The following is an 11,960-nucleotide window of genomic DNA, read 5'->3' on the forward strand; positions in this document are numbered from 1 at the left end:
TATCTATCCTTCCGAACCTTGTAATTTGTGTTCTTCTTTAACCGGTTTGCCTGGAAAAACGGACTTTACCCAGCTTTTGACCTCCAGCCAACCAAGCGGCATGCGCAGAAGCGAGTAAGCTCCGAGCGTATAAGCGAAAAGGAATTTGAACGTATGGGACACGATCGCCGCCCGGTACGCATCCTTTCCCTCGATGCCCAGCAGGACGAGCGAACCGCTCATCGTACTCTCATAGGTTCCAATACCGCCGGGAGTAATATGAAAGATTTGCCCGGCGATCGTCATACTGTTGGCCCAGACAAGAGATAGCCCGCTAAGCTGCAGGGTGAATATGTGAGCAATAGCGTAAATGACGCCCGCCTCCAGCACCCAGCTTAACGTAACAAGGCCTACAATCAATAGTCCTTTGGACGATAACATTTTCATATGAAAATAAGCGGCGTGCTTCAATAGAAATGGGATTTTTTGAATGGCTGGGACATATCGGGCAATTGCTAGAAGCAAGGTACCGATGGCCAGAAGGGAAATCCATACCCAAGAGCCCGGTAACCCTAGACTGATAATGCCTATGCCTCCGATCGCACCCAGCACAAGCATATCTAGGAGCCGCATGACCGCAACGGAATGCAGCGCTTCATCCCACGATTTGCCTGAATGCTTCATGAACAGCCCCGTACGAACCGCGTCTCCTGCCTTCACAGGGAGCAGATGGTTAACCAATAAGCTGTAACTAATGGCATGGAAGTAAATACCGAATTTCGCTTTCGTTCCTATATATATTCGCCAAGCTGCCGCCTTCAGCAAGAACGAGAGCAAGTAAACGGTGAACATGAACGCCAACCATATGGGCCTATCGGCTAAAAGCCGCACATCGTGCAGCCATTCAGCCCCATCAAACCACCGCCAGGTCAAATAGACAGAAGTGATGACCAATAAGAGCGCCGTTAAGCGGATGAGCTGTTTTTTTGTCAACATCACTGCTTTGACCTTCCTCATTTAAGTGTATCGATATTCATGCGTGTGATTTCTATAAGTGATAATGAGAATTAATATCAACGTAAGTATAGGTGCTTTTAGAGGGTACGTCAACGAATTTATACCTATTCGGACCCCCAAATGACCTGGCTGGTATCCGAATGATAGGATGCGTTTACACGGGTAGAGCGATAAGGCAAAAGCCTCTGCCCGTGGTTGATCAATCAGGCGGAGGCTTTTATGGATTGAAGCCGAACATTCTGTCTTCTGCTGGCGGTAAACAGCAAGAAATAACCCAGCGTGATGAGCGCACAGATGAAGATATCGACACCGATCAGCACCTGATAATTGTTAAAGAAATGATGCAAAAAGGAGAAAACACCCGCAAGCATATCATTGCAAAATCTGCTGAGCTTTTTAACCAGCACGGTTACTCAGGCTCATCCCTGTCTGATATTACGGAGCGAACAGGCATTAAAAAAGGCGGCATCTATCGCCACTTTGCCAGTAAGGATGAGATTGCGCTCGAAGCTTATAACTACGCGGCCAGTATTGTTGGCGGTCAGTTCACGCAAGCGGTTGCCGCGCAAGAAACGGCGATGAATAAGTTGTTGGCTTATTTTCGCGTATACGAGCGGGTTGTGGAAGCACCACCATTTGTCGGAGGATGCCCGCTGCTGAACATGGCGATTGAAAGCGACGACGGCCATCCCGGCTTACGCCAAAGAGCCCAGCAGGGCTTAGCCCGCACGCTGGACTCGATGAAAGCGATTATTCATGAAGGTGTTCAAAATGGAGAGTTCAAAGCTGATCTTAACGTTGACGCGCTTGCTACTTTCGCATTTGCCACCTTGGAAGGCGGCATTATGATGAGCAAGCTCGAAGGCGACAACCGGCATATGCAGATGAACATCGAGAGCTTCACCGCTTATTTGAAGCAGGTTTGTCTGAAGTAACGTTTATTGCGATGAGTTATGCCCCGCCAAGGCGAGCAGCTCTGCCCGGTCCCGGACCTTCAGCGCTGCAGCCAGAGCGAGCACAACATCTTCGGAGGGGTTAATCCTCCCATTCTCAATGGCATTCAGGATGGAGTAGCTGACCCCCGCTTTTTCCCCAAGCTTACGCAGCGTGAGATCCTGCTGCTGCCGCAGCTCTTTCAGTTTATGTCTAAATTCCACTTGGCTTGGCCTCCCCTTTTTACTAGAAGTGTACGCATACACTTATAAGATCCGTAAAAGATCCGTAACTTTCTGATCGTAGCTATTTTAGCATACTGAACATTTTCTTCCATTGTCCATTTGCAAAATGATGTCATAAATGACAAGAACTTTATCTCATTCCCGCGCCAGCAGGCTTTTCATTCAAAAAAACACTGCCATTTTTGGAGGGAACTGAAAAAGTCCGATATTTCTAGATTCTAAAATAATAAAATTAAAACGAGCCTCTAGAATCACTTCTAAGGCTCGTTTTGCGTGTAGGGAGACATATTTGAACCCTCTAAATTCATGGTTTTTTCAAAAACACTACTTCTTCAGTGCCCTATCATCTGGCCGGCTGCCTTCTTGCTTGATTGATTGAACTATCGTTTCCCTTTATTTTCAAAGCCTTATCGGTACGGGCTATGTTTTATTTTACTCAACTGCAGACGTTCGGAGTTTTTCTGTTAATGAAACAATCACTTTTAGTTTAAAAAACTTGACCCTTACGTTACGTAACGGTGTATAGTGAATATACCGGTAAACAACTGGCGCCCGAGAAAGGGGATGATCATGCAACGAGAGTGGAAGGTTGGAGAACTTGCGAAATTAACGGGTCTAACGATTCGCACTTTACGATTTTACGATCAAATCGGTTTGTTTTCGCCATCCGGCTATTCTAATTCCGGTTACAGGCTCTATACGGAAACGGACATTTCGCGTCTGCAGCAAATTCTGTCCTTGAAGGAGTTAGGGCTGTCTCTGGAGCAAATTAAAGCCGTTATGGCAGGTGATCAGCTCAGCCTGTTAGACACTGTATCCCTTCAAATAGCACGGCTGAAAGAAAACATTCGTATGCAACAGAAGCTTTTGCACGAGCTCGAGAATGTATCAAGCCGGATGCACAGAAACGAACCGTTGACAGTTGAATATTTCACAAAAATCATGCTGACAATGAGGATGAATCATGAGAAGTATTTTGACGAGAAGAAGTCGAGCTGGAATCTCCATCTCGACCAACTCGGCGCATATTTAGACGAACATCCGGGAGAACCCGGCCAAGGAGGATTCGACCATGAATGAACCATCTGCCAAACATACCACTTTCGTCATCGAAAGGAACTATAAGCATTCGACTTCTCGGGTATTCGCCGCTTGGGCGGGCCAGGCCGCCAAAGCCGTCTGGTTCCCGAAAGCCGACGAGTTCGATTTCCGCGTAGGAGGACGAGAGTACAGCCGTGGAGGTCCGCCGGGAGGCCCTGTCTTCACTTTCGACGCCTGCTATCAGGAGATCGTTCCGGATAGACGCATTGTCTACTCGTACACGCTGGACATGGAAGAAACGCGGTTATCCGTCTCCGTGACGACGGTGGAGTTCAAACCAGAGGGCGGCGGCACACGGTTGGTCTACACAGAGCAGGGTGTTTTTCTGGATGGCCATGATAAGCCCGAACTGCGGGAACATGGAACGAAACTATTATTGGACAAGCTCGGCGACGCTCTGGACGGGCAATGAAAGTTGCGGAGAGATTGCAAATCAATTGGGGCTAAGCCAGCCGTAAGCTTCCAAACATCCTCGCATACTTAGCGATATAGGTTTCAACAAGTCAAATTAATTTTGGAGGGATGGACATGAACCAAAACAATGCAACAAACAAAATGACAACGCAAGTAGGTGAACGCGAGATTGTGATCATCCGCGTATTTGATACTCCGCGCGATCTTGTGTTTGATGCTTGGACGAAAGAGGAGCACCTGTCGAAGTGGTGGGGACCTCGAGGATTTACGACGACTTTTCAGAAGTTTGATATGAAACCGGGCGGTACATGGCAGTTTATTATGCACGGTCCTGATGGCGTTGATTATCCCAACACCAACGTCTTTGTCGAGGTTGTTAAACCCGAGCGAATCGTCTTCAAACATGATGTGTTTCCCCATTTTCTGGCGACAGCAGTCTTTGAGGAACTGGATGGCAAGACCAAACTCACTTATAGCACAGTTTTTGAAGAAAATGCCGATGTATTCGATAAGGTGAAAACATATGCCGTCCCAGGTGGCGAACAGACCATGGATCGTCTTGAGGAGCATCTGGCAAGTATGTCATAAAAGTAAGAGCCAGCCTCGTATTGATACCCCCGGTAATAGCCCGCTATTTATTTCGCGAGGATGAGATCGTATCGTTTTGAGGTTGGGCACCTTCAGGGTGACCCTTAGGGGATTGCTAACGCTACAAAATTGAAGCAAAGAACAGCGAACTTAAGCACAGGCACGGGTATGATGTAGCCACATCCTCGGGTCTATTAGGGATGGAGCTCCAAGGTGCTATGACCGTATTTACGGTTAATCTAAAACGAATATTGAAGCTAATGAAGTAAGAAACTAAATAGATAGACTAGCCTAGAGAGTGGAAAGACGACCCTAACCCCAAAAACTGGGATTAAAGGTCGTCTTTTTATCTGTACCTCTTAGCTGATTCGAAAAACTACAAGTTCTTCATTGGCCTCCATTTTTAGGCAGTGTTTTTTAAATGATTATAATCAAGATATTCTTTTCCGTCTTTATTATAATGACTATTGGTCTGTCTGAGCTAAGTTAGTAACTTGTGAAGGAGTTAAGGCGCCTTCATAAATGCGCAATTCGTCCATTAAGCCTTTGAATGGTGTATCCCACCAGTTGACTCCTAAACTGAAGCTGGCATTGGTAGTAGTAAAAATATTTGAGAAGTTTGTTCCTGTAAACTTTGGAACACCGTTGACATAAACAATAATCGTACCGTTATCAACAGAAAAAGCCAAATGCGTCCACTCGCCAGTTTTGACGGTTAAACCTGTAGGCGCATCATACCATCTTGTACTGCCTGACCAGATCATAGTGTTTCCGCCTGCCGGCCCATTCGGAACAAGGCTTACCCAGTTATTAGGGTCTGCGGCTCCAAAGAAAGTGGTGGTATACATAGTTAATTGTTCAGGTTTTAACCAAAGCGACACAGAGTACTTATTGCTAGAGATTAGTCCATTTGGCAACCGTATACCAGAGTCTCCATTAAACGCTGCAGCTTTACCATTCTTACCGTCAACATAAGTAATTGTTCCGCCTGTATTATTAATTCTGTCCCCGGTTTCAGTTCCCGCACCAAAATTACCTATAAGATCATTCAGGTCATTTTCAAATGAATATTGAGCAACTAACTCTGCCTCTTGGTAGGGTAGTACAGTAATATGAAAGACTTTTGTGGCTTTTACATCTCCTTTAGAGATGGTAGCAGTAAGAGTAGCATTCACAGAATTAGAACCAGCCTCCGGTCGATTAATTACACCTGTATCAGATACAACGTTAGGATTTGATGTCTGCCATGAGATTTGAGTATTTCGAGTACCTTCTGAAGGAAGTGTCAGATTGGAAATGACTTTCTCTATGTCACCAAGATTCAAATCATTTACAACATCGGCTACAATTTCTTCATCCGTTTTATCAAGCAGTTTACTTCCCCACACAGATACACCTTCATTTGACAATGCAGTAAAGCTCATCACATAACTTTCTGAAGTTGGATCCCATTGACGTACGAAAACTCCGTCATAGGTAATGCCATCTACTTTTATTTCTGCTTGGTTATGGCTAGTTTTGGCCCATGTACCAGTCACTTCACCAGAAATCGTATTATCCTTATTTAAACGGATGAATACAGATTTTTTAATTTCTGCACCATAATCTTTTTCTTGGTTAATAAATTTATATTCCCCAATTAGGTCTTGTCTGTTAACCTTCTCAATCGTTTCACCGGCATAGCGGTACGGTGCAACCACTGGCCAGCCATTTTTATTCATGAACATTTGATGAACCCGGACCTCATGAAACTCACCTGTTTGCGGGAAGCGGCTATGGAAAACCAAAAACTGCTGCCCTGTTTCAGAATCTAAGAAAACTGAATTATGTCCAGGAGAAAGATAACCTACGCCAATTCCTGTACCGGGATCCCCCGCTTTTCTTTCAAACAAGAAGTTACCCATAATTTTATTTCCATAAGGAGAATGATCAACATTGCCTGGTAAAACCGCATCTTGTCCTTTTGCATCTACATAAGGACCATCCGGGCTTGTTGATCGGAATTGTCTCATATTATAGCCGCCGTCAGCGCCTAACCAGCCATACGTTACATATAGATAATAATAGCCAGTATTCTTATCATAGACAACGTAAGGACCTTCACCTGATTTACCATATCCGCCTGCAATTTTTGTTCCAAAATATCGATCGACAAGTCGGCCATCAGATGTCGTCCCATCTTCACCTGGATAAATTGCTTTACCTGATCTTTCATCGATTTCAAGGACATAAATTCCACCGGACCATGAACCATATGTCATCCATAGCTTGCCATCCTTGTCATAAAACAAATTAGCATCGATTGCATTTGGAAAAGTTCTATTAGCATAAGATCCATTACTATTAAACCAACTGGAACTTGGACCTTCTAAGGTACCGTTATCAATAAGAGTTTGGATATTTGTATTCGTGTATTTTTTATTAACATTACTATTGGCATCATACGCTTCTTCTCTCGTAAAACCGGAATATATAACGGTATCAACATACTTATATGGTCCTTCTATATCTTTAGATACTGCATAACCAATAGCGGAACGGATATAAGTAGATGATGCACTATAATAAATCATATAAGAACCCTTTGATCCGTCCTCATTGATATAGTTTTCATTCCAGAAAACATCTGGAGCCCAAACAGCAAAACCGCCTTTACTATCAGAATCATTTTCACCGGCCCATGCAAAAGAACCAGCTAGATTTTTTGATAAATCACCATATAACTTATTTTCAGGTGTTGTATATCCATTGGTGAAAGTCTTCCAATTTATTAAGTCCGTTGACTTGGCAGCCTCAATATGAGAGCCGAACACGTAATATGTATCCCCATTTTTTACGATTGAGGGATCATGGACAGATACATTTTGAAAATCAGGCGCTTCGCCTTGGTAATCAACGTGTGGTTTATTACTATTTTCGCTAGGCTGACTGGCGGAATTGTCTGTACCATTACCAAAAGCAGAACTTGGTATCATTAATAAAAGCATTAAGAATACAAGTGTAAATTTTCTTACCAAACTTTTACTCATTTAGATGTTCTCCTCTCTCTTTGAAAAAAAATTAAATTCACGTCTAATACTCTTTAAAACTATGAATCCCTCCTATTGTTGGATTTACTTACAGGTCATAAAGCGCTTACAAATTACAGAAAAATTAATAATTAATATAATTATTAATAAATTAATAATACTATAAATTAAAATAATCCTCGCGGGTATATCCTCATAGGTATATTGTCCTATTTTTGACAATTGATAAAGTTTGAATGTACGGGGATGCTAGAAAGTCGTAGAAGGAGCTGCTGATTTACTTGACCCCTTAAGATTCCGAAAATCGGAGATTAACAGGATTCCCATAAAAACAAAGCCTACTCCCGCAACATGGGCGAACGAGAATGGCTCATGCAGCACCGCATAGGAAAGCAAAAGCGTACTGACCGGAATACATCCCGTGTATACGGCTGCCGTACTGGCCGGTAGATTCGATACCCCGCGGAACCATAAAATATAACCGCCGACAGTGACGAAAATACCATAATACAGCAGAAGTCCGATTTCCCCTCCCCCTACTTGATCGAAGTCGAACTGCCAAGCCTCCACAATCGAAAACGGCAAAAACATCAGAAAAGAAAAAAATGTGATATAGGTCGTTCCGAGCAAGGGGGAAACGCCGCTTGATGTCTTTTTCCGCAATATGGTCAGCATCGCCTCCCCGATCACAGCCAACAAGATCAGCAGAATACCTATGTAGGAGTCATTGGATTGCGCCACGGATGCCGACATCAGCCAACCGGGTGCCTGGATGACTACTATTCCGAACAGTGAACAGCCGATGCCGAGTGTTAGGCGTGCCGTCAGTTTTTCCTTTAATATGGCGAATGATAGCAGCGCAATTGCCGCGGGAGTCAAGCTGGTTACGATGCCGCTTTCGGCAGCGGAAGCGTATCTTAAACCGTATAGCATGAGCACGCGAAAAAGAAACATGCCAAGAAACGCCTGCAGAAGCAGGATGAGTGCATCCCTCTTCCCTACCTTGATCAAACTCTTACGGTTCGCGAGCAGCAAGATCGGGATTAAAAGCACCAGGGCGATCGCCAAACTGGCCGTTTGCGATAAAAAGACGGGCAGCTGCATGGTCATCAGCTTGCCGGCCACAACGGAGCTGCCTATGAGAATAGCGGCCATGGTTAATTCTAAATAAGCGTAGTAACGATGTTTCATCATGTCAAAAGTTTCACCTCTTATGCATTTGTTGATGTAAACTGTAACAAATGCAAAGTGGTTTGCGAAAGATCCGTTTATGACACGTTTTTATGGTACCACTTAATACCAAAAAGACCCCTGAACCCATATCATCCTCAAGGATATGGAACACGGGGCCCTTTGTTTACAAACGACGTCCTGTAATGAAACGATCTTTCCAGTATCCGGAGTACATATCCCTGACGACGACACCGGAGCTGGCTGTGTTGCTGATGAATTTGCCATTGCCGATATAGATGCCGACATGATTAATACGGCCTGGTTTGCTTACACTAAACATAACCAGATCGCCTTTACTCAAATTTGATTTACTCGAAATGCGAGTGCCCATTTTAGCCTGCGCTTTTGAGCCCCAAGGTATCGAGATCCCATTTTGTTTAAAAACCATCTGTGTAAAAGCAGAGCAATCGAGAATTAAACGCCGCGTATCTCTTACGCCAAATGCATATCTGACTTTGCCTTTATAGGATTCGGCTGTACGGATGATCCGGTCGGCCCGGCTCGAACTTGTTGCACTATAAGCAGCTGTTGCATCAGCGGAAATCGTATCGGCATGAGCGGATTGCGGATTGAATAACATACTTCCTGAAGTCAATAAGGAAAGGCTAAGGCTTATCCCCACTAACGATTTGCCAAGGCGGCTCTTCTTCATAAAAGTCATGATTGGATTTCCTCCTTATGGATCGTATTGTTAGGCGTTGCACCTGATATTACGTTAACATATATCAGATTTCCTAATATTTACCGGTGATGGAAGAAAGCCAAGCCCTGCCTAGCATATTCAGGAATTCTTAGAATTTGATGAGAATTGTCTGAGAATTCTAACCTTGACAGCGAAAACGAATAAAGAAGCAGCCCCCTGGCCGGTCTTCTGTTTGAACAGTTAAGGTATGATGTTTAGTTTTTATAGGTTGTATGCAGACGACAAGGAATATTAGCAGTCGAACATAAATAACATTGTTTTATAGTCCATACGCAAAGAAAGGGTTGTTGGCATATGTATTATCCCGGACCCATGTATCCGTCTCCTTTTAACCAAAACCGGCACATCATTGAGGTCACAGGAGAAGGGACAGTTTCGGCAGCTCCCGACAAATCCACTATCGTACTAGGCGCAGTAACAGAAGATGTTAGTCTCAGCAAAGCTCAAGCTGAAAATGCAAAAATTTTGTCCAATATCATCGATGCCTTGGTAAAACTAACCATTCCAAAAGAACATATTCAAACTGTCACTTACAGAATCGACATCCGGTTTGATTATGAAGAAGGGAAACAAATCTTAAAAGGCTATCAAGTCACCCACCTGCTACAAGTCACAATAGATAAAATAGAACTAACAGGCCTTGTTGTCGATACGGCTGTTTCCCAAGGTGCAAATTCGATCTCAAATATTCAATTTATATCGGCACACCCGGAAACCCATTATAATCATGCCCTCACATTAGCCATTAAAAATGCCGAAAATAAAGCCTTTACCATAGCCAAAACTTTGGGTGTTACGCTGATTCATAATCCGCTTCAAATTCAGGAAGAATCGCACGCGCCAGAGCCAATTCCTTATCAGACTGGAGTTTATGTAAAGAGTGCGGCCACTCCGATCGAGCCGGGCGAATTGAAAATTTCTGCTGCCCTAAAGGCTAAGTACTCTTACTTTTGAATACAGCAATAAAAATAAGCTTAATCGGAGCAGCAGGTGTGCTGTCTGATTAAGCTTATTTCTCATATCATTTCCTTCTTTGAATATCGAAATTCTCTCTAATAGAAACCGGGTGCTTTTGTACGGTACGCTCTGTTTACCGTTCCGTCTTTCGGCTTTTTTCCAGGAAGTCCGGGTCTGTTGCCGGTACTCCCGCTTGGGCCCAATTCGCTACCGGATTCTCTTTAAGAATCACGTCACTTTATCCGGCGGGAGGTTCAATAGATTGACCGTCGTATCTGTCAAAGCTTTCATCCAGTTCTGTTTGGTTTGCTGATCGAAACCTTCCCATGCTTCTACTTGAGCGTTCGTAGAAAGCTTCTGCCTTTACCGACTTGAACGCGCCGATTCACCTGTTCCGCCACTTGTGCATTTACCTCCATCTATGGGCCCCCTCATTTGATTCTTCGTCGAAGTTATAGCTACATCGTTCCTTCCTGAAGCGCTTGCAACAATGGAATACCTTTTCACTTGTTTGTGCTTTTTGGCTAGGAAAACGGGCGGGGGATGCCGGTGGCTGGTTGTCGGGACCGGATGCCCATGGAGGGAATAACCAGGTGAGTGCCTAGGGCGGGATACAGTTGCGGGATGCCGGGGCGGATACAGTTGCGGTATCTCGGGTGCTGCATCTGCGGGCATCAATTGCGCGGACTAGGGCCGGCTCATACGGAAACTGCTTTAATAGCGTCGAGCGTTCGCAAATAAAGACTCTAAAGACGATAAAAATGAGTGGAAAACACGAACTTGATCTAATTGAGAATAAAGTACCCTATATAACGAACATGGTTCGTAAATTATGGAATATAGTTCTCTCGAGCTGTATTTGGGCGGTTCCAGCGAAAATAACGAATAACCATGAGAAACAGCGACCTTTGTTCTTTGTTCGGGTTCGGTGTCGGGTTCGGTGTCGGGTTCGGCGCGGGTTCGGCTTCAAAAGACAACCGACCTCATCCATCATTCGATCCCGATCGAATATGTAGGCCTGTATACTCGCTATGAGGTGATTAAACCATGAATCAACAACAATTCCGCATACGCGAAGTCCAGCCCAGTATCCTATATTTCGGGACGCCAGTCGTCCTGTTATCAACGCTGAACGAAGATGAAACGACCAATCTGACCCCCATGTCCTCGGCATGGGCACTTGGTCAGCGCATTGTGCTTGGACTTGGCGCCGGCGGCAAAGCGCTGATGAACTTGCAACGCTGGGAAGAATGCGTCATAAACCTGCCCGATCCTTCGCTCTGGCAGCACGTCGAGCGGCTTGCCCCACTCACGGGCTGCGATCCTGTTCCGGTTGCGAAGCAGGGCCAGTACAAGCATGAAAAGGACAAGTTCAGCGCCGCCGGACTTTCTCCGCTCCCTTCAATGACCGTTAAGCCGCAGCGCATCGCGGAATGCCCCTTACAGATTGAGGCAAGAGTGCTGCATATCCAAATGGCTTCCGAGGACGCTTCATTTGCCATTATTGAGACAGGAGCGCTCAAGGTTCATGCGTATGAACCTATCGTCCTTGGCGACCGCCATATCGATCCATCCGCCTGGAGTCCGCTCATCTACAATTTCCGCCACTATTTCGGTTTAGGCGGAGAGCTTGGGAAGACGTTTAGGTCGGAGACATAACTAATGTGAAAATGCAAAGAAGGGCTGACTCCTAAGCAGCTAAGCTACCGCGTCCAGCCCTTTTGGTTTTGATGAGACCGTCGAACCATAACGCCCTTTTGG

Annotated in this window: 11 protein-coding genes and 1 pseudogene; 7 read left to right on the plus strand and 5 right to left on the minus strand. The window is 44.9% G+C overall.

What is annotated here, in order from left to right; translation table 11 throughout:
* Positions 1-3: 3 nt before the first annotated feature.
* Complete coding sequence (locus tag ICC18_RS18580; protein WP_188175932.1) at positions 4-975, minus strand: lysylphosphatidylglycerol synthase transmembrane domain-containing protein; 972 nt, start codon at positions 973-975, stop codon at positions 4-6.
* 245 nt (positions 976-1,220) lie between these two features.
* Between ICC18_RS18580 and ICC18_RS18585 the strand changes: the two genes are divergently transcribed.
* Positions 1,221-1,931 carry a TetR/AcrR family transcriptional regulator gene (locus ICC18_RS18585; RefSeq protein ID WP_312029556.1) on the plus strand — a complete coding sequence of 237 codons (711 nt, stop codon included), beginning with the start codon at positions 1,221-1,223 and terminating at the stop codon, positions 1,929-1,931.
* Positions 1,932-1,934: 3 nt separating this feature from the next.
* Here ICC18_RS18585 and ICC18_RS18590 read toward each other — a convergent pair whose 3' ends face one another.
* Entirely contained in the window at positions 1,935-2,153 is a 219-nt protein-coding gene (locus tag ICC18_RS18590; protein ID WP_188175933.1) for a helix-turn-helix domain-containing protein, read from the minus strand.
* A 591-nt stretch (positions 2,154-2,744) separates the two neighbouring features.
* On the opposite strand from ICC18_RS18590, the gene ICC18_RS18595 reads away from it, so the two are divergent.
* The 4 genes and pseudogenes from ICC18_RS18595 to ICC18_RS18610 all read left to right on the plus strand — a co-directional run.
* Positions 2,745-3,254, plus strand: a complete 510-nt coding sequence (locus tag ICC18_RS18595; RefSeq protein WP_188175934.1) for a MerR family transcriptional regulator — start codon at positions 2,745-2,747, stop codon at positions 3,252-3,254.
* A complete protein-coding gene (locus tag ICC18_RS18600; protein WP_188175935.1) occupies positions 3,247-3,687 on the plus strand; it encodes an SRPBCC family protein in 441 nt (146 codons plus the stop codon). The genes ICC18_RS18595 and ICC18_RS18600 overlap by 8 nt, the downstream gene beginning before the upstream one ends.
* Positions 3,688-3,803: 116 nt before the next feature.
* The gene (locus ICC18_RS18605) at positions 3,804-4,277 is read left to right on the plus strand and encodes an SRPBCC family protein (RefSeq protein ID WP_188175936.1); all 474 of its coding nucleotides are present in this window, start codon (positions 3,804-3,806) and stop codon (positions 4,275-4,277) included.
* 119 nt (positions 4,278-4,396) lie between these two features.
* Positions 4,397-4,546, plus strand: a pseudogene (locus ICC18_RS18610) (IS5/IS1182 family transposase); the annotation flags it as partial.
* 195 nt (positions 4,547-4,741) lie between these two features.
* On the opposite strand, the gene ICC18_RS18615 reads toward ICC18_RS18610, so the two are convergent.
* The 3 genes from ICC18_RS18615 to ICC18_RS18625 form a co-directional block, all read right to left on the minus strand.
* Complete coding sequence (locus tag ICC18_RS18615) at positions 4,742-7,306, minus strand: LamG-like jellyroll fold domain-containing protein (RefSeq protein WP_188175937.1); 2,565 nt, start codon at positions 7,304-7,306, stop codon at positions 4,742-4,744.
* Positions 7,307-7,555: 249 nt separating this feature from the next.
* Positions 7,556-8,500: a DMT family transporter gene (locus ICC18_RS18620; RefSeq protein ID WP_188175938.1), complete on the minus strand. Its 945-nt coding sequence runs from the start codon at positions 8,498-8,500 to the stop codon at positions 7,556-7,558.
* 163 nt (positions 8,501-8,663) lie between these two features.
* Entirely contained in the window at positions 8,664-9,200 is a 537-nt protein-coding gene (locus ICC18_RS18625; protein WP_188175939.1) for a C40 family peptidase, read from the minus strand.
* Positions 9,201-9,536: 336 nt separating this feature from the next.
* Here ICC18_RS18625 and ICC18_RS18630 point away from each other — a divergent pair, with 336 nt between their 5' ends.
* Together ICC18_RS18630 and ICC18_RS18635 are read left to right on the plus strand one after the other, a co-directional pair.
* On the plus strand, positions 9,537-10,196 hold the full coding sequence (locus ICC18_RS18630) for an SIMPL domain-containing protein (protein ID WP_188175940.1): 660 nt from the start codon (positions 9,537-9,539) through the stop codon (positions 10,194-10,196).
* A 1,050-nt stretch (positions 10,197-11,246) separates the two neighbouring features.
* Positions 11,247-11,858: a flavin reductase family protein gene (locus tag ICC18_RS18635; RefSeq protein ID WP_188175941.1), complete on the plus strand. Its 612-nt coding sequence runs from the start codon at positions 11,247-11,249 to the stop codon at positions 11,856-11,858.
* The last annotated feature ends 102 nt before the right edge of the window (positions 11,859-11,960 follow it).

This window comes from Paenibacillus sedimenti (assembly GCF_014534655.1).
GTDB classification, from domain to species: domain Bacteria; phylum Bacillota; class Bacilli; order Paenibacillales; family NBRC-103111; genus Paenibacillus_E; species Paenibacillus_E sedimenti.